Raw genomic sequence first — 18,582 nt, forward strand, 5'->3', positions numbered from 1 at the left:
TTTGCCAGGATCTTGTTATGCAGGCCGAAATCCTCCTTACACTCAAACTTCAACAAAAATTGTTTGCGGACCCCCGCCGCATTTCGCTGCTCAAGCATATCGCGCTTTCCGGCTCCATCAGCCAGGGGGCGAAAGATGCGGGCATCAGCTACAAAAGCGCCTGGGATGCCATTAACGAGATGAACCAACTCAGCGAGCAGACGCTCGTCGAGCGCGCAACGGGCGGCAAAGGCGGCGGCGGCGCGATACTGACCCGCTACGGTCAGCGCCTGATCCAGCTTTACGATTTGCTCGCCCAGATTCAGCAAAAAGCGTTCGACGTGCTGAGCGACGACGACGCCCTGCCGCTCGACAGCCTGCTGGCCGCCATTTCCCGTTTCTCTTTGCAAACCAGCGCCCGTAACCAGTGGTTCGGCACCATTACCGCACGCGATCACGATCAGGTTCAACAGCATGTCGATGTGCTGCTGGCCGACGGCGAAACGCGACTGAAGGTCGCCATCACTGCGCAAAGCGGCGAGCGTCTTGGCCTTGATGAAGGTAAAGAAGTCCTGATCCTGCTGAAAGCGCCGTGGGTTGGCATTACCCAGGACGAGGCGATTGCCCGGGCTGCCGACAACCAGCTTCAGGGAACCATCAGCCATATTGAACGCGGCGCCGAGCAGTGCGAAGTTCTCATGACATTACCTGACGGCCAGACGTTATGCGCCACCCTGCCCGTTGAAGAGACCGCCACGCTGGAAGAAGGTGCTAACGTGACGGCATATTTTAATGCTGACAGAGTGATTATCGCTACGTTGTGCTAAGTGCATTGACATCTGTTCTTTGAACACGTATCCCTGTCATTCATCGCTGCAAAAAATGGGATACAAAATGTCATCATTGCATATTTCGCAAGGTACGTTTCGCCTGAGCGACACAAAAACGCTTCAGTTAAATGCGCTGACGTTGCAGGCGGGGGATAGCTGGGCTTTTGTCGGCACCAATGGAAGCGGGAAATCGGCGCTGGCCCGCGCGCTGGCGGGAGAACTGACGTTACTGAAAGGCGAGCGCCAGTCTCAGTTCGCGCGCGTCACCCGCCTCTCATTCGAACAGTTGCAAAAACTGGTCAGCGATGAATGGCAGCGCAACAACACCGACCTGCTCAGCCCTGGCGAAGACGACACCGGACGAACTACGGCAGAAATCATTCAGGATGAGGTGAGCGATCCCGCCCGCTGTGCTGAACTGGCGCAGCAGTTTGGCATTTCTTCTCTGCTCGACAGACGTTTTAAATACCTTTCTACGGGCGAAACGCGCAAAACGCTGCTTTGTCAGGCGCTGATGTCAGAACCGGATTTATTAATCCTCGATGAGCCGTTTGACGGGCTGGATGTCGCCTCCCGCCAGCAACTGGCGAATCTTCTCGCCACGCTGCACCAGTCGGGCTATACGCTGGTGCTGGTGTTAAACCGCTTCGATGAGATCCCCGAATTCGTTCAGTATGCGGGAGTCCTTGCCGACTGCACGTTAACGGAAACGGGGGAAAAAGCGGATTTGCTCCAGCGGGCGCTGATTGCCCAACTCGCGCATAGCGAACGACTGGAAGGCGTAAAGTTGCCCGAGCCGGATGAACCTTCTGCCCGTCACGCCCTGCCGGACGGCGCGGCGCGCATTATTCTCAACGATGGCGTCGTCTCCTATAACGACCGCCCTATTCTTAATCATCTGAGCTGGCAGGTGAATCCGGGTGAACACTGGCAGATTGTCGGGCCTAACGGCGCGGGAAAATCCACCCTGCTAAGTTTAATCACCGGCGACCATCCGCAGGGATACAGCAACGACCTGACGCTGTTTGGCCGCCGTCGCGGGAGTGGTGAAACAATCTGGGATATCAAAAAACATATCGGCTATGTCAGCAGCAGCCTGCATCTGGATTACCGCGTCAGCACCACGGTGCGTAATGTCATTCTCTCCGGTTACTTTGACTCGATTGGCATCTACCAGGCGGTTTCTGACAGACAGCACAAGCTGGCGCAGCAATGGCTGGATATTCTGGGAATGGACAAACGCACTGCGGATGCGCCTTTCCACAGCCTGTCCTGGGGGCAACAACGACTGGCGCTGATTGCCCGTGCGCTGGTCAAACACCCTACGCTGCTGATTCTTGACGAGCCATTACAAGGGCTGGACCCGTTGAATCGTCAACTCGTTCGCCGCTTTGTCGATGTACTGATTAGCGAGGGAGAAACGCAGTTGCTGTTTGTCTCCCATCACGCGGAAGACGCCCCAGGCTGCATTACCCATCGGCTGGAATTTGTACCGGAAGGCGAGAGTTACCGCTATCAACAGACGACGCTGCGTTAGCGGTTCACTGGGGGCGTGCGACCACGTCCCTTTTTTCACTGCTTTTTCAGATAAAAGGCGCAATCATTCTTAAAGCATATGATTTATCATTAAATAACAGTCGTCGGCGGGTGAAAAAACCGAAGTGTAAACGATTCCACTAATATATTCCATGTCACACTTTTCGCATCTTTGTTATGCTATGGTTATTCCATACCATAGGCTTAACGGAGCGAATTATGAGAGTACTGGTCACCGGTGGTAGCGGTTACATTGGAAGTCATACTTGTGTACAGTTACTGAAAAACGGTCACGATGTCATCATCCTTGATAACCTCTGCAACAGTAAGCGCAGCGTACTGCCTGTTATCGAGCGATTAAGTGGTAAGCACCCAACTTTCGTTGAAGGCGATATTCGTAACGAAGCGCTGATGACTGAAATTCTGCATGACCACGCGATTGACGCCGTCATTCACTTTGCCGGTCTGAAAGCCGTGGGCGAATCCGTCGCCAAACCGCTGGAATACTATGACAACAACGTCAACGGTACGCTGCGTTTAATCAGCGCCATGCGCGCCGCCAATGTCAAAAACTTCATCTTCAGCTCCTCCGCCACCGTCTACGGCGATCAGCCCAAAATTCCTTATGTCGAAAGCTTCCCGACCGGCACGCCGCAGAGCCCATATGGCAAAAGTAAACTGATGGTCGAACAGATCCTGACCGACCTGCAAAAAGCGCAGCCGGACTGGAGCATCGCCCTGCTGCGCTACTTCAACCCGGTCGGCGCGCATCCGTCAGGTGATATGGGCGAAGATCCGCAGGGCATTCCTAACAACCTGATGCCGTACATCGCCCAGGTCGCCGTTGGCCGTCGCGAATCGCTCGCGGTCTTTGGCAACGACTACCCTACCGAAGACGGCACCGGCGTGCGCGATTACATCCATGTGATGGATCTTGCCGACGGCCACGTAACCGCGATGGAAAAACTGGCTGGCAAACAAGGCGTGCATATTTACAACCTTGGCGCTGGTGTTGGCAACAGCGTGCTGGATGTGGTTAACGCCTTCAGCAAAGCCTGCGGTAAACCCGTTGCTTATCATTTTGCCCCACGCCGTGAAGGCGACCTTCCGGCCTACTGGGCGGACGCCAGCAAAGCCGACCGCGAACTGGACTGGCGCGTAACCCGCACTCTTGACGAAATGGCGCAGGACACCTGGCGTTGGCAGTCACGCCATCCGCAGGGATATCCAGACTAAGGACATGTCATGACGCAATTTAATCCTGTCGATCATCCACATCGCCGTTTTAACCCGCTAACCGGACAGTGGATTCTGGTTTCACCGCATCGCGCAAAGCGCCCCTGGCAGGGGGCGCAGGAAACGCCATCTCAGCAGGCGCTTCCCGCCCATGACCCTGACTGCTTCCTGTGCGCGGGCAATACGCGGGTAACCGGAGATAAAAACCCGGATTACACCGGCACCTATGTCTTTACAAATGACTTTGCCGCGCTGATGTCTGACACCCCGGACGCGCCGGACAGCCATGACCCGTTAATGCGTTGCCAGAGCGCCCGCGGCACCAGCCGCGTGATCTGCTTTTCTCCCGATCACAGCAAGACGCTGCCGGAACTGAGCCTCCCCGCGCTGACCGACATCATCAAAACCTGGCAAGAACAGACTGCCGATCTGGGAAAAACCTACCCCTGGGTGCAGGTTTTTGAGAATAAAGGCGCGGCGATGGGCTGCTCCAACCCGCATCCGCACGGCCAGATTTGGGCCAACAGCTTCCTGCCGAACGAAGCCGAGCGTGAAGATCGTTTGCAAAAAGCCTACTTCGCCGAACAGCACTCCCCAATGCTGGTGGATTATGTGCAGCGCGAACTGGCGGACGGCAGCCGTACGGTGGTTGAAACCGAGCACTGGCTGGCGGTCGTGCCTTACTGGGCGGCCTGGCCGTTTGAAACGCTGCTGCTGCCCAAAGCGCATGTGCTGCGCATTACCGATTTGACCGACGATCAGCGCGACTCCCTGGCGCTGGCGCTGAAAAAGCTGACCAGTCGCTATGACAACCTGTTCCAGTGCTCCTTCCCCTACTCCATGGGCTGGCACGGCGCGCCGTTTAACGGTGAAGAGAACGGGCACTGGCAGCTGCACGCGCACTTTTATCCACCGCTGCTGCGTTCCGCGACCGTCCGTAAATTTATGGTCGGTTATGAAATGCTGGCGGAGACCCAGCGCGATCTGACGGCAGAACAAGCGGCGGAGCGTCTGCGCGCGGTCAGCGACATTCATTTTCGCGAATCAGGAGTTTAAATAATGAGTCTGAAAGAGAAAACACAATCTCTGTTTGCAGAAATTTTCGGCTACCCTGCTACCCACACCATTCAGGCGCCTGGTCGCGTCAATCTGATCGGCGAGCACACCGATTACAACGACGGCTTCGTGCTGCCTTGCGCTATCGACTACCAGACGGTGATTAGCTACGCCACGCGTGACGATCGCAAAGTGCGCGTGATTGCGGCTGACTACGACAACCAGGTTGATGAATTCTCCCTTGATGCGCCGATCGTTACCCACGACAGCCAGCAGTGGTCAAACTACGTGCGCGGCGTGGTGAAGCATCTGCAAAAACGAAATAACGCATTTGGCGGCGCGGATCTGGTTATCAGCGGCAATGTGCCGCAGGGCGCGGGACTCAGTTCTTCTGCGTCGCTGGAAGTCGCGGTCGGCACCGTATTCCAGCAGTTGTACCACCTGCCGCTGGATGGCGCGCAAATCGCGCTCAACGGCCAGGAAGCGGAGAATCAGTTCGTCGGCTGCAACTGCGGCATTATGGATCAGCTGATCTCCGCGCTGGGTAAAAAAGATCATGCCCTGCTGATTGACTGCCGCACGCTGGGTACGAAAGCGGTTTCCATGCCGGAAGGCGTGGCGGTGGTGATCATCAACAGTAACTTTAAACGTACGCTGGTGGGCAGCGAGTACAATACCCGCCGCGAGCAGTGTGAAACGGGCGCGCGTTTCTTCCAGCAACCGGCGTTGCGCGATGTCAGCCTTGCGGCGTTCAACGCGGTGGCCAGCGAGCTGGACCCGATTGTCGCCAAACGTGTTCGCCACGTACTGACCGAAAACGCCCGTACCGTTGAAGCCGCCAGCGCGCTGGAGAAAGGCGACCTGAAACGCATGGGTGAATTGATGGCGGAATCTCACGCCTCAATGCGCGATGACTTCGAAATCACCGTCCCGCAGATCGACACGCTGGTCGAAATTGTGAAAGCGACCATCGGCGATAAAGGCGGCGTACGCATGACCGGCGGCGGCTTCGGCGGCTGCGTCGTCGCGTTGATCCCGGAAGCGCTGGTTCCTGCCGTACAGCAGGCCGTAGCCACGCAGTATGAAGCGAAAACCGGAATCAAAGAAACGTTTTACGTATGCAAACCCTCACAAGGAGCCAGACAGTGCTAAACGAAACGCCCGCACTGGCGCCCGATGGTCAGCCGTACCGCCTGCTCACCCTGCGCAACGATGCAGGGATGGTGGTCACGCTGATGGACTGGGGCGCCACACTACTTTCCGCCCGTATCCCGCTAACCGATGGCAGCGTCCGTGAAGCGTTGCTGGGGTGCGCCAGCCCGGAATATTACCAGGATCAGGCCGCCTTTCTTGGTGCATCGATTGGCCGCTACGCCAATCGCATTGCCAACAGCCGTTACACCTGGGCGGGTGAAACCGTCAGTCTGCTGCCGAGCCAGGGTGAAAACCAACTGCACGGCGGGCCGGACGGCTTTGACAAACGTCGCTGGCAGATAGTCAACCAGAACGATCGTCAGGTGCTGTTTGCACTGACGTCTGACGATGGCGATCAGGGCTTCCCCGGCCATCTCTGCGCCACCGCGCAGTATCGTCTCACCAACGATAACCGAATCTCCATTACCTATCGAGCGACGGTAGATAAGCCCTGCCCGGTGAACCTGACCAATCACGTCTACTTTAACCTGGACGGCGAGCAGTCAGACGTACGCCAGCACAAGCTACAGATTCTGGCTGATACGTACCTGCCGGTTGATGAAAGTGGTATTCCACGCGACGGGCTGAAATCCGTTGCCGGAACCTCGTTCGACTTCCACAGCGCAAAAACCATCGCCAGCGCGTTTCTTGCCGATGACGATCAGCGCAAGGTAAAAGGTTACGATCACGCCTTTTTATTGCAGACCAAAGGCGATGCCAGCCAGCCAGCCGCGCATCTGTGGTCGCAGGATGAGAAATTGCAGATGAAGGTTTATACCTCCGCTCCGGCGCTGCAATTCTATTCCGGCAACTATCTGGGCGGCACGCCGTCGCGCGGGCCTGAACCTTATGCCGACTGGCAAGGCCTGGCGCTGGAAAGCGAATTTCTGCCAGACAGCCCGAACCACCCGGAATGGCCGCAACCTGACTGCGTGTTGCATCCCGGCGACGAGTACGCCAGCCTGACGGAATATCAGTTTATTCCGGCCTGACGATGAGCCATAACAGGCCCGATGGTGCCAGCTATCGGGCCTGTGGCGCGTCGCTTTGCTCAAATCCCCACCACTCAAAGACAAAATCGCAACTCCGGGTTCACAAGAACCTTACACTGCGTCACTATTTTCGCTATGGTTATGCGTAAGCGTTGCCGCTGACCTGTCACGGCAATATAATGAGAATTATTATCATTCAATAAAGCTTGAGGAGTGAGAGTATGGCTGTAACTAAGCTGGTTCTGGTACGTCACGGCGAAAGTCAGTGGAACAACGAAAACCGTTTCACCGGTTGGTACGATGTAGACCTGTCCGAGAAAGGCGTGGGTGAAGCAAAAGCGGCAGGTAAACTGCTGAAAGAGGAAGGCTATAGCTTCGATTTTGCTTATACCTCCGTGCTGAAACGTGCCATCCACACGCTGTGGAACGTCCTGGACGAACTGGATCAGGCCTGGCTGCCGGTTGAAAAATCCTGGAAGCTGAACGAACGTCACTACGGCGCACTACAGGGTCTGAACAAAGCGGAAACCGCTGAAAAATACGGTGATGAGCAGGTTAAACAGTGGCGTCGTGGTTTTGCCGTGACCCCGCCGGAGCTGACCAAAGATGACGAGCGTTATCCGGGCCACGATCCGCGTTATGCGCAACTGACCGAGAAAGAGCTGCCGCTGACTGAAAGCCTGGCGCTGACTATCGATCGCGTGATCCCTTACTGGAACGAAACCATTCTGCCGCGCATGAAAAGCGGTGAGCGCATCATCATCGCCGCTCACGGTAACTCTCTGCGTGCGCTGGTGAAATACCTGGATAACATGAGCGAAGAAGAGATTCTCGAACTGAACATCCCGACCGGTGTACCGCTGGTGTACGAGTTCGACGAAAACTTCAAACCGATCAAACATTACTATCTGGGTAACGCTGACGAGATCGCGGCAAAAGCGGCGGCCGTGGCGAACCAGGGTAAAGCGAAGTAATCTGATTTGCCTGATGGCGCTTCGCTTATCGAGCCTACGGGTTGGCAATATGCATCCTGTAGGCCGGATAAGGCGTAAGCCGCCATCCGGCAATACATGCACTTAAACCCCGATAACCCCGTCGAGCACCACCTGCGCCCTGCCCTGTGAACAACGTTCCACACGACCCCGAACGTTATACACTTCCGCCAGGCTTTCTGCGGTAATAACCGCTTCCGGCGCGCCGCTGGCCACCAGTTTGCCCTCCTTCAGCATCAGCACATGTTCGCTGTGGCGTAGCGCGATATTAATGTCATGCACCACCACAACCGTCACCATATTGCGCGCCCGCGTTTCCCGCGCGATCAGATCCATAACGTGAAACTGATAGTTCAGATCCAGCGCGCTAAGCGGCTCGTCCAGCAACAAAAGTTCCGGGTAGCGAATCAGCGACTGCGCCAGCCCCACCAGTTGCCGCTGGCCGCCGGAAAGCTGGTCAAGATAGTGCAGCGCCAGATGCGCAATGCCGAGTTGATCCAGGATTGCCAGCACCTGCGAGTGGCTGTTCGCGCCATCTCGCCCGCCGGACGCCCGCTGCGCTACGATAATCGACTCCAGCACATGCAGATGTACGCCCTGCGGCAGCGACTGAGGTAAAAACACCACCTTTTCCGCACGCTGGGCAAACGGCAGCGACATCAGGTTCTCACCGTCCAGCATGACCTCGCCACGGGCTTTATTCAGCCCGGCCAGCGCGCGTAATAACGTTGATTTCCCGCAGCCGTTCGGCCCCAGCAGAACGGTAATTTTACCGCGCGGCAGCTCAGGCACGCTGAGATCGCGAATAACTGGGTGTTTCGGATAACCGGCGCTTATTCCCTTGAGGATCAACCCGCTCATGACATGCTCCCCCGGTGGCGCAAAATAATGCTCAGGAAGAACGGCACACCCACCAGCGACGTTACGATGCCTACCGGGATGATCACCCCAGGAACAATATTCTTCGACGCGATCGAGGCCAGCGACAGCACCAGCCCCCCCGTCAACACGCTGCCCGGCAGATAGAACCGGTGATCTTCACCAAACAGCATTCGCGCAATGTGCGGCGCGACCAGACCGATAAAACCGATTGGCCCGACAAACGCCACCGACAGCGCCGATAGCAGGCTGATGCGCAGCAGAGACGACAGGCGCAGGCGCCGCACGTCAATGCCAAAACTCATCGCCCGATCTTCCCCCAACCGCAGCGCCGTCAATTGCCAGGCGCTACGCATCGACCACGGCAGCACAATGGCAAACACCAACGCCAGCACGCCAAGCTTTTCCCACGACGCGCGCGCCAGGCTGCCCATCGTCCAGAACACCAGCCCCTGTAGCGTGTCCTCATCGGCAACGAACTGCATCATCGACACCAGCGCATTAAAGGTAAACACCAGCGCGATACCGAACAGCACCACGCCAGAGGTCGCCACGCGCGTCCAGCGAGTAATCCCGTCCAGCAGCAGGGCAGACAGCAGCGCAAAAGCAAAGGCATTCGCGGGAATAAACCAGGCGGCAGGAACGCCGGGAATGCCGATACCCAACACGATCGCCAGCGCAGCGCCAAAGGCTGCTGCGGAAGAAACGCCCAGCGTGAACGGACTCGCCAGCGGGTTGTTCAGGATCGTCTGCATTTCGGCACCCGCCAGCCCCAAAGCCATTCCCACCAGTAACGCCATCAGCGCATAGGGTAAACGGATATCCCAGACAATAACGCGCGTCCCCGCATTAACGCTTGCCGGGTGCAGCAGCGTTTGCCAGAGCTCACCGAGCGACAGACCCGACGGGCCAAGCGTAGAGTCCAGCACCAGCGAGGCGACTATCGCCGCAATAATCAGCAGCGCCAGCATCAACCGCTTGCGTACCACAAGACGGTAGCGATCGTCGATCGACGGAGCATTAGCGGATAGCGACATAACGTTCCTTACCTGTAGAGTCATTTCGGCGGATTGAGCACATCGCTAATCTGCGCGTCGCTGAGTGTAATGCCAAAAAAGTCCTGGTAAAAGCGGCGGGTCTCCTTGCGCATATCCACATCGGCAAAGCGCTGCGGGTAGAGCGTTTTTGCCAGCCAGAGGAATTGTAACGCCTCTTCGCTGGTCTCCCGACACCACCAGAACATCCCTTTCGGGTTCACATACACGCGATGATGAATCACGGCGTCCACCTGCGCCCACTGGGGAGAAGTCAGGATGGCATCCGCATCCCGCTTATTCATGGCGACAATCACCGCCGGATTTGCCGCGACGATCTGCTCAAGAGCGACTTCCCCCGTCCGGTTTTGCTTGTGGCTAAACCAGCGCTCGGCGACATTTTTTGCACCGGCCAGATCCATCCAGTCCTGATTAAGCGACGGCCTGCCGGAAGTGGTCAGCGGATTGCCCATGCTGTGATAGAGGGTCATTCGCTGATCTTCAGGAAGATCGCTTAAGCGCGCCTTTACCCGCGCCACATTGCGGTCAAAATACTGCTGATACCGCTGCGCTTTATCCTGCGCATCCGGCCCCAGCACCTCCGCTGTTTTATGCACCCTGGCGGTCAGCGCCTGCATGGAGTTCGCCTCAAACGCCAGTACGCGCACCCCCGCCTGCTGGAGCAGCGACGCCCTCGGCACCGTCATCGATTTCGGCACAAACAGCAGTTGTGTACCGAGCGAGATGATCTGCTCCGGGTCCAGTTCGTGACCGCTGTTGACGCTGACAACGGCGACATTCTCAATACGCGGCAGACTCTGGCGAAAAAGCGGAATCGTCTTTGCAATCATCGACGTGCCAACAATATTATCGCCATACCCCAGCATGGTGATGATGGTGTTTTGCGCCGGCCACGGCGAAGCGATGCGCACATCGCTGTGCGGCTGCGCGGCAAACAGGCTCCCCGCCACCAGCCAGGCCAGCGCGGGGAAAATGCGGGTTAGCGTCATGACTCCATCCTTTAAAAATCAAACGTGACGGAGGCGCGAACTTCACGCCCGCTGCCGATAAAGGCGCTGGGTGAACCGTTATCGCCATCGGTGCCTGACGGGAAGATTGATGCCCAGTAGTGCTTATCGAACACGTTGTTAGCCACCACGCGGAAGGTGGTCGGCACGTTGCTGATTTTCGTGGTGTAGCGGGTGCCCAGGTCCCAGGTGGTGTAGCTGCTGGCCCATGCGGTGTTGGTATCGTTGGCGGCACGCTTGCCGGTATAATGAACGTTAGCGCTGTATACCCATTCCGGCATCGACGGTAAGCTGTACTCCGCCAGCACGTTCGCCTGTACTTTCGGTACGCCTACCACCCGTTTATCGCTGGTGGTATCGCTCACCGTATCTTTCAGTTTCGGATCGAGGAGCGTCACGCCGCTGTAGATATTCAGCCCTTGCCAGACATTACCGGAGGCCGTCAATTCCAGACCGTTATTGACCTGATTCCCCTGTTCCTTATAGACGTTGTCGCCGGGATCGACATAGGCAAATGGACGCTCAAGACGGAACAGCGCCGCCCCCAGATTCATCCCGGAGACATCGGCTTTTAGCCCCATCTCATATTGTTTGCTGCGATACGGGTCGAGGGTTTGCCCAGCATTTTTCACGTCGCTATTGGTTGGCGCCGTCCCGCCCTGTTCCAGCGACTCCGCATAGCTGACGTAGGCCATCACATTCGGGGTGATTTTATACATCAACGCCGCATTCGGGCTTAAACCGTTCTCATCAATCTGGCCGGTTTTATGACCGCTTTTATTGTAGTTCTGCGACTGAATCCAGCTCTGGCTCAAGTAGAACATCGCCGACCATTTCGGCGTGAAAGTCACGGTATCCCCAAGGGTAATGCTCTGTTGCGTGTTGACGCTGGATTTATAACGATCCCCACCGGTTATGATTTTGCCATCGCCCTTTTCGTACATCTCAGAGGGGTGGTACATATTGGTGGTGTCCCAGCTATAAGACGGCCCCGTCCCTTTCGCACTGTACAGCGACCAGACATAACCGGTGGTCGAGAGCGCAATATCATGCCCGACAGAACCGGTATCAACATGACCGTTAAGCGTGGCGGTATTGCTCAGTACGCGAAAACGTCCTGCGGCAGTAGAGTCTTTCAGCGAACGGCTGATATCGCCCTGGTTATTGATAATTTTGCTGGATACGTTACGCATCGCACGATCCGCCTGCTGCCAGCCAACGCCTGCCGTTACGGACCAGTCATCATTGAGATAATGAATAAGACGCGTGCTCACCGTGTCGGTTGTCAGATCGTTCCCGGCCGTGCTGAGCGCCAGATTTTTATCTTTGGGATCGGGTGCGGAAGGTAATTTAATGTTCGGGCCATAGCTGAAGCTACCCGGATAGCCTTTTTGAATAAACTCATAGTGGCTGGCATCCAGCTGCAATTGCGTACCTGGCTGAATATTCCAGTCCAGCGCCACGGAAAGCAACTTACGGCGCAGCGTACTGTCATCCAGATTCCCTTCACCTTCCTGATTCAGCACATTCACGCGATAGCCAAAACGGTTGTCATCATCAATGTGTCCGCCCAAATCGACATGCCCGGTAAAGGCGCTCCGGCTTTGATAACCCAGAGTGACTTTGCGCAGCGTCTCTTCCGTTGGGCGTTTGGCGACAAAATTAAACTGCCCGGCCGGACTTGCCGGGCCGTACAGCGCGCCGGTCAGGCTGTTGAGCACATCCAGGCGTTCCAGCATCTCAACGGGGAAAGCGGTGGTTGAGACGATGTTCAACCCATCCAGGCGGCTGTTGGCAACCACGCTGCCCTGCATCCCCCGGCTCTGCGGTCTGCCGACATCCATGCCGCCGCGCGCCTGCATTTGTGTGCTGGGCGAGTATTTCAGCAGTTCGCTCACGCTTTGCGCCTGCTGGTTCTCAATCATCTCTTTGGTGACGGTTGTGGTCGAATACGGTGTATCAACCCAGGCTTTATTGCCCAGCGGCCCGACATCGATATCATTGGTTTTGAATCCAGCGCCGGAAGCGGCATGCGTGGTATCGGCAGAAGGCTGGCTGGTGACGATAATTTCATCTTCAGAGGTGTTTGCCGCATGTGCGCTGTGCGGCGCCAGGGAAATGAGAAGAGGCAACAGCGTTGCCAGTTGAGTGGGCTTATTCATTTGTATTATCAATCGTTATGTAAAAATTTATATTACGACCGATATAAGTGTAAAAAGTTGATCACGATCACATCAAAACTTTTAAACAAAGAACTAACTCTTTTGGATTACAAACAGTTAGTAGAAAAAAACCGGCCTGATTTGCCGGTTTTTCAATTGCGCAACGTGCGTTGGCAGGAGGAATTATCCGCGACGGGCTTTCACCGCATTCGACAACTGACGCAGCAGCGCATCCGTATCTTCCCAGCCGATGCAGGCGTCGGTAACGCTCTTACCGTAGGTCAGCGGTTCGCCGCTTTCCAGGCTCTGATTACCTTCCACCAGATGGCTTTCCACCATCACGCCAATGATTGCGTTTTCGCCACGCGCAATCTGCTGGCAAACATCCGCACAAACGTCCATCTGCTTTTTAAACTGTTTGGAGGAGTTCGCATGGCTGAAATCGATCATAACCTGCGGCGCAAGCCCCGCTTTAGCAAGACCTTCTTTTACTTCTGCCACATGTTGCGCGCTGTAGTTTGGCTCTTTGCCTCCACGCAGAATAATGTGGCAGTCGCCGTTGCCGCTGGTATTCACAATGGCGGAGTGCCCCCACTTAGTGACGGAGAGGAAGCAGTGAGGCGCACCGGCGGCATTGATGGCGTCAATCGCCACTTTGATGGTGCCGTCGGTGCCATTTTTAAAGCCGACCGGGCAGGAAAGACCGGAGGCCAGCTCGCGGTGTACCTGAGACTCCGTGGTACGTGCGCCAATCGCGCCCCAGCTCATCAGATCCGCCAGATATTGCGGGGTGATCATATCAAGGAACTCACCCGCAGCGGGTAATCCGCTGTCGTTAATGTCGAGCAATAGCTTGCGGGCAATACGCAGACCATCGTTAATCTGGAAGCTGTTATCCATATGCGGATCGTTGATCAGCCCTTTCCAGCCCACCGTGGTGCGCGGTTTTTCAAAATAGACGCGCATGACAATTTCAAGCTCGCCTTTTAACTCTTCACGCAACGTCATTAAACGAGCGGCATACTCTTTGGCGGCAACCGGATCATGAATTGAGCACGGCCCAATCACCACCAGCAGGCGATCGTCATTCCCTTTCAGGATTTTATGAATCGCTTTGCGGGCATGGGCAACGGTGTTTGCTGCATTCTCTGTAGCGGGAAATTTTTCAAGGAGTGCGACTGGCGGTAATAACTCGTTGATCTCTTTAATACGTAAATCGTCGTTCTGATAATTCATGATTATTCCAGTGTTGCCATACTTATCTAATTAAATGCAATCCCTTCAATCTATCTCTTTGTCTAAAAAGTGTAAACTGACTTTTACACTTCGAACGGACTAATCCTGGAATTAGGAAAAAAAACGCCAGAAAGTAGCGAAAAACGAGATCTAACCTACAATTTTTAACTGTAAACACTCTTTTTGTGAGTTTTTTCAAGATTCTCTGCTGGGCTAAATCGCCAGTGCGGGATCTTTAACCCCTCTCTGAGATTTTACTGGCACATGCACTGTTGGAAGAGTTATCCGACATATCGACCATAACAGGAGCATCTTATGAAAATGACAAAACTGGCCACACTTTTTCTTACTGCCATACTCAGCCTTGCCAGTGGCGCAGCGTTGGCCGCTGACGCGAATACGCAGTCCAACAACGGACAGGCAAACTCTTCGGCGGATGCCGGACAGGTCGCCCCTGACGCCCGCGAAAACATCGCGCCAAACAATGTGGACAACAGCCAGATTAATTCCGGCGGCACCATGCTTCACCCGGATGGCTCATCAATGAACCACGACGGCATGACCTCCGATGAAGTGCATAAAAACACCATGTGTAAGGACGGCCGCTGCCCGGACGTGAATAAGAAAGTGGAGACCGGCGACGGCATCAACAACGACGTTGATACTAAAACCGATGGCACCACGCAGTAAGCCTGAAAAAAGGCCAGGTAACGGGAGAGCTGACGCTCTCCTTTTTATTTTGTCGGCCCAAAACTTGTATGATGTCATACAGTAATAATGAAAATAACAAAGGGATGACACGATGGCACATTCACACTCTCATACTGCTTCGCATCTGCCGGAAGATAAGAACGCCCGTCGGTTGCTGTTCGCATTTTGTGTCACCGCCGGATTTATGCTGGTTGAAGTGGTGGGCGGCATTCTTTCAGGATCGCTGGCGCTGCTGGCCGACGCCGGGCATATGCTTACCGATGCCGCAGCCCTGTTGTTCGCTCTGATGGCCGTACAGTTTTCCCGGCGTCCTCCAACCATTCGCCACACTTTCGGCTGGCTGAGACTGACAACGCTGGCCGCGTTTGTTAACGCCATCGCATTAGTGGTGATTACCCTTTTAATCGTCTGGGAAGCCATTCAGCGCTTCTATACGCCACGACCTGTCGCAGGTGGCATGATGATGACTATCGCAGTGGCGGGCTTGCTCGCCAACATGTTCGCGTTCTGGCTCCTGCACCGGGGGAATGAAGAAAAAAACCTCAATGTGCGTGCCGCCGCGCTGCATGTGATGGGGGATTTACTGGGATCGGTCGGCGCCATTTTTGCCGCACTGATTATCATCTGGACAGGCTGGACGCCAGCGGACCCGATTCTCTCGATCCTGGTTTCCATACTGGTGTTACGCAGCGCCTGGCGTCTGTTAAAAGACAGCGTAAATGAATTACTGGAAGGCGCGCCGGTTTCGCTGGATATCGCGGCGTTGCGTCGCCATCTCAGCCGGGATATTCCCGAAGTACGCAATGTGCATCACGTCCATGTCTGGATGATAGGAGAAAAACCCGTGATGACGCTGCATGTACAGGTGATTCCGCCGCACGATCATGACGCGTTGCTGGCGCGCATCCAGCATTTCCTGATTCACCATTACCAGATTGAGCACGCCACCATTCAGATGGAATATCAGCCGTGCAACGGGCCGGACTGCCACCTGAATCAGGGGCTATCCGGCCATTCGCACCATCACCACTAACTGGAAAGCGCGTGTGAGCCTCGTTCGCGCGCGCTGTTGATCCACATCCGGCTGCCATTCAGGGCGATGAAGGTCAGGATCAGATACTCCAGCGACATCGCATAGACGCCTTGCAGTGCGAAGATCACCACGCTTATCACGTTGATAATCACCCACAGCAGCCAGTTTTCGACATACTTGCGCGTCATCAGGATCATCGCCACAATCGACAGCACCATCATGCAGGAGTCCCAGAACGGGAAGGCATCAGGCTGCAATTCCGGCACGGCAACCGACAATCCCAGCGCCTGCATCAGGTTGACGGCGACGCGCGTCAGGAAAGCAAATACCGGATCGATATACGCGGTCATCAGGCCTATCGCCACCACGCATACCGCCAGCCAGGCCAGCGCTTTTGGCAGCGGCAGCCAGCGAATTTTCAATTCAATCTCATGCTGGCTTGTTTTGCGGGACCAGGCATACCAGCCGTAAATATTGGCGGCAAAGAAAAATACCTGAAGCAGCAGGCTGGCGTAGAGTTGGATCTGAAAAAAGATGATCGCGAATAGCGTCACGTTAATCAGGCCGAAAAAATAGTTGCTGATCTTTTCCAGGCTGGCAAGCCCGATACACAGCAAACCCGCAACGGTGCCGACAGCTTCAATCCATGACAGGTCGTAACCGCCAGCGCCAATTGGAATATGAACCAGAATGTTCTGTGTGCTAAAAAAATCCATCTTTCCCCCAGAGCGTTTTACGTTTTACGCTCGTAGTGTAGCCGCAAATTCCAGCATACGGTTGAGCGGCAGCAGCGCCCCTTCTCGCAACGCCTGGTCAACGTGAATCTCATGGGCCTGCCCGCCCTGCTCTAACCCCTCAGCAATTGCCTTAAGGCCGTTCATCGCCATCCACGGACAATGCGCGCAGCTACGGCAGGTCGCCCCTTCTCCGGCTGTCGGCGCTTCAAGCAACTCTTTATCAGGCACCGCCTGCTGCATTTTATAGAAAATGCCCCGGTCGGTCGCCACAATAAGCTGCTTATGCGGCAGCGTGCGGGCGGCATTAATCAGCTGGCTGGTAGACCCGACGGCATCCGCCATATCGACAATCGATTGTGGCGACTCAGGATGCACCAGCACGGCGGCATCCGGGTACAAACCTTTCATCCGGGTCAACGCCTGGGTTTTAAATTCATCATGAACGATACAGGCTCCCTGCCAGCAGAGCACATCCGCGCCGGTCTGCTTTTGCACGTAATGTCCCAGGTGACGATCCGGCGCCCAGATAATTTTCTCGTCCAGACTGTCCAGATGTTCAATCAGTTCAACAGCGATACTGGAGGTAACAACCCAGTCAGCGCGGGCTTTGACGGCAGCAGACGTGTTGGCGTAAACCACTACCGTGCGATCCGGGTGGGCGTCGCAAAACGCGCTAAATTCGTCAATCGGACAGCCCAGATCCAGCGAGCATTCCGCCTGTAGAGTCGGCATCAGGATGGTTTTTTCCGGGCTGAGAATTTTAGCCGTCTCGCCCATAAAACGGACGCCAGCAACCAGCAACGTGGAGGCAGGATGTTTCGCGCCAAATCGCGCCATCTCCAGCGAGTCGGAAATGCATCCTCCGGTTTCTTCAGCCAGTTGCTGGATTTCGGGATCGGTGTAATAGTGCGCCACCATGACGGCATCGCGCGCTTTCAGCAGACGTTTGATTTTCTCGCGGTAGAATTGCTTTTCATCCACGCTTAGCGGGGTCGGTTTCGGCGGAAACGGATAGATTGCGGCTTCCGGGTCAAACATTACGCTCATCATGCTTTCTCGTTTTACTGGCTTAACGAAATAACCGATATAAAGCGTAACCCACGCCGCAATCGGTTAAATTTGTTTTATATGCTAAACAAGATAGCCGATTGGCTGGCAAAAGTCACAACAATTGCGCTTGATAATGCCGGATGGCGGCACAAGCGCCTTATCCGGCCTACGGGTCGCCGACTGACGTCTTATCCGACCTGAACGAGTGTATCGCTGTAGGCCTGATAAGCGCAGCGCCATCAGGCACAAATTCTGCGCATAGCAAAAAGGCGCCTTTAGGGCGCCTTTTTACATTGGTGGGTCGTGCAGGATGACTCGGCTTCGCCTCGCTCTTCGGGCCGTTGCTGACGCAACGTTATCCTTCACGTTTAACATCTGAGTGCAATGTTAAAATTGGTGGGTCGTGCAGGATTCGAACCTGCGACCAATTGATTAAAAGTCAACTGCTCTACCAACTGAGCTAACGACCCCTTGCGGGATTTTACTGCTTAATCATTCAGGATGGTGGGTCGTGCAGGATGACTCGGCTTCGCCTCGCCCTTCGGGCCGTTGCTGACGCAACGTTATCCTTCACGTTCTCTACCAGTAACCACCTTTAAAACTGGTGGGTCGTGCAGGATTCGAACCTGCGACCAATTGATTAAAAGTCAACTGCTCTACCAACTGAGCTAACGACCCATACGGGTGTTACCTGAAAGATTTTACTCGGCACCAATTTAAAATTGGTGGGTCGTGCAGGATGACTCGGCTTCGCCTCGCCCTTCGGGCCGTTGCTGATGCAACGTTATCCTTCACGCTTAACATCTGAGTGTGATGCTAAAACTGGTGGGTCGTGCAGGATTCGAACCTGCGACCAATTGATTAAAAGTCAACTGCTCTACCAACTGAGCTAACGAC

The 18,582-nt window shown here is 55.3% G+C and carries 16 protein-coding genes, 2 tRNA genes and 1 other RNA gene; 9 read left to right on the top strand and 10 right to left on the bottom strand.

The window, feature by feature from the left end; translation table 11 throughout:
• Positions 1 to 17 precede the first annotated feature (17 nt).
• The 7 genes from modE (at position 18) to gpmA (ending at position 7,797) form a co-directional block, all read left to right on the top strand.
• On the top strand, positions 18 to 806 hold the full coding sequence (gene modE / locus OGV67_RS20850) for a molybdenum-dependent transcriptional regulator (protein ID WP_012133223.1): 789 nt from the start codon (positions 18 to 20) through the stop codon (positions 804 to 806).
• A 67-nt stretch (positions 807 to 873) separates the two neighbouring features.
• The gene (gene modF / locus OGV67_RS20855; RefSeq protein ID WP_115614944.1) at positions 874 to 2,346 is read left to right on the top strand and encodes a molybdate ABC transporter ATP-binding protein ModF; all 1,473 of its coding nucleotides are present in this window, start codon (positions 874 to 876) and stop codon (positions 2,344 to 2,346) included.
• Positions 2,347 to 2,564: 218 nt separating this feature from the next.
• Complete coding sequence (gene galE, locus OGV67_RS20860; RefSeq protein ID WP_024130520.1) at positions 2,565 to 3,581, top strand: UDP-glucose 4-epimerase GalE; 1,017 nt, start codon at positions 2,565 to 2,567, stop codon at positions 3,579 to 3,581.
• 9 nt (positions 3,582 to 3,590) lie between these two features.
• Positions 3,591 to 4,637 carry a galactose-1-phosphate uridylyltransferase gene (gene galT, locus OGV67_RS20865; protein ID WP_104868901.1) on the top strand — a complete coding sequence of 349 codons (1,047 nt, stop codon included), beginning with the start codon at positions 3,591 to 3,593 and terminating at the stop codon, positions 4,635 to 4,637.
• A 3-nt stretch (positions 4,638 to 4,640) separates the two neighbouring features.
• Entirely contained in the window at positions 4,641 to 5,789 is a 1,149-nt protein-coding gene (gene galK / locus OGV67_RS20870) for a galactokinase (protein ID WP_115614945.1), read from the top strand.
• Positions 5,783 to 6,823: a galactose-1-epimerase gene (gene galM / locus OGV67_RS20875; RefSeq protein ID WP_047458037.1), complete on the top strand. Its 1,041-nt coding sequence runs from the start codon at positions 5,783 to 5,785 to the stop codon at positions 6,821 to 6,823. Before galK ends, galM begins: the two co-directional genes overlap by 7 nt.
• Positions 6,824 to 7,044: 221 nt before the next feature.
• Complete coding sequence (gene gpmA / locus OGV67_RS20880; RefSeq protein WP_012133230.1) at positions 7,045 to 7,797, top strand: 2,3-diphosphoglycerate-dependent phosphoglycerate mutase; 753 nt, start codon at positions 7,045 to 7,047, stop codon at positions 7,795 to 7,797.
• Positions 7,798 to 7,899: 102 nt separating this feature from the next.
• On the opposite strand, the gene OGV67_RS20885 is transcribed toward gpmA, so the two are convergent.
• The 5 genes from OGV67_RS20885 to aroG all read right to left on the bottom strand — a co-directional run bounded on the left by OGV67_RS20885 (position 7,900) and on the right by aroG (position 14,154).
• On the bottom strand, positions 7,900 to 8,676 hold the full coding sequence (locus tag OGV67_RS20885; protein ID WP_115614946.1) for an ABC transporter ATP-binding protein: 777 nt from the start codon (positions 8,674 to 8,676) through the stop codon (positions 7,900 to 7,902).
• On the bottom strand, positions 8,673 to 9,755 hold the full coding sequence (locus tag OGV67_RS20890) for a FecCD family ABC transporter permease (RefSeq protein WP_052194398.1): 1,083 nt from the start codon (positions 9,753 to 9,755) through the stop codon (positions 8,673 to 8,675). The genes OGV67_RS20885 and OGV67_RS20890 overlap by 4 nt, the downstream gene beginning before the upstream one ends.
• On the bottom strand, positions 9,752 to 10,738 hold the full coding sequence (locus tag OGV67_RS20895; RefSeq protein WP_012133233.1) for an ABC transporter substrate-binding protein: 987 nt from the start codon (positions 10,736 to 10,738) through the stop codon (positions 9,752 to 9,754). The genes OGV67_RS20890 and OGV67_RS20895 overlap by 4 nt, the downstream gene beginning before the upstream one ends.
• 11 nt (positions 10,739 to 10,749) lie before the next feature.
• Positions 10,750 to 12,918, bottom strand: a complete 2,169-nt coding sequence (locus OGV67_RS20900; RefSeq protein WP_115614947.1) for a TonB-dependent receptor — start codon at positions 12,916 to 12,918, stop codon at positions 10,750 to 10,752.
• A gap of 183 nt (positions 12,919 to 13,101) precedes the next feature.
• Complete coding sequence (gene aroG / locus OGV67_RS20905; protein WP_012133235.1) at positions 13,102 to 14,154, bottom strand: 3-deoxy-7-phosphoheptulonate synthase AroG; 1,053 nt, start codon at positions 14,152 to 14,154, stop codon at positions 13,102 to 13,104.
• A gap of 315 nt (positions 14,155 to 14,469) precedes the next feature.
• Between aroG and OGV67_RS20910 the strand changes: the two genes are divergently transcribed.
• Both OGV67_RS20910 and zitB read left to right on the top strand, forming a co-directional pair.
• A complete protein-coding gene (locus tag OGV67_RS20910; RefSeq protein WP_110494523.1) occupies positions 14,470 to 14,844 on the top strand; it encodes a YbgS-like family protein in 375 nt (124 codons plus the stop codon).
• A gap of 112 nt (positions 14,845 to 14,956) precedes the next feature.
• Positions 14,957 to 15,898 (top strand): CDF family zinc transporter ZitB, encoded by a 942-nt coding sequence (zitB, locus tag OGV67_RS20915; RefSeq protein ID WP_115614948.1) that lies wholly within the window; start codon positions 14,957 to 14,959, stop codon positions 15,896 to 15,898.
• On the opposite strand, the gene pnuC is transcribed toward zitB, so the two are convergent.
• The 5 genes from pnuC to OGV67_RS20940 all read right to left on the bottom strand — a co-directional run bounded on the left by pnuC (position 15,895) and on the right by OGV67_RS20940 (position 18,577).
• The gene (pnuC, locus tag OGV67_RS20920; RefSeq protein WP_047458055.1) at positions 15,895 to 16,614 is read right to left on the bottom strand and encodes a nicotinamide riboside transporter PnuC; all 720 of its coding nucleotides are present in this window, start codon (positions 16,612 to 16,614) and stop codon (positions 15,895 to 15,897) included. The two genes, zitB and pnuC, sit on opposite strands and share 4 nt — an antisense overlap.
• Before the next feature lie 24 nt (positions 16,615 to 16,638).
• Positions 16,639 to 17,682: a quinolinate synthase NadA gene (gene nadA, locus OGV67_RS20925; RefSeq protein WP_115614949.1), complete on the bottom strand. Its 1,044-nt coding sequence runs from the start codon at positions 17,680 to 17,682 to the stop codon at positions 16,639 to 16,641.
• Between the two features lie 397 nt (positions 17,683 to 18,079).
• A tRNA-Lys gene (locus tag OGV67_RS20930) sits at positions 18,080 to 18,155 on the bottom strand.
• Between the two features lie 132 nt (positions 18,156 to 18,287).
• Positions 18,288 to 18,363: transfer RNA gene (locus tag OGV67_RS20935), tRNA-Lys, on the bottom strand.
• Positions 18,364 to 18,408: 45 nt separating this feature from the next.
• Positions 18,409 to 18,577, bottom strand: a non-coding RNA gene (locus OGV67_RS20940) — RtT sRNA.
• Positions 18,578 to 18,582: the final 5 nt, after the last annotated feature.

The sequence above is a fragment of the Citrobacter sp. CK188 genome, from assembly GCF_030333525.1.
Lineage (GTDB): Bacteria > Pseudomonadota > Gammaproteobacteria > Enterobacterales > Enterobacteriaceae > Citrobacter_B > Citrobacter_B koseri.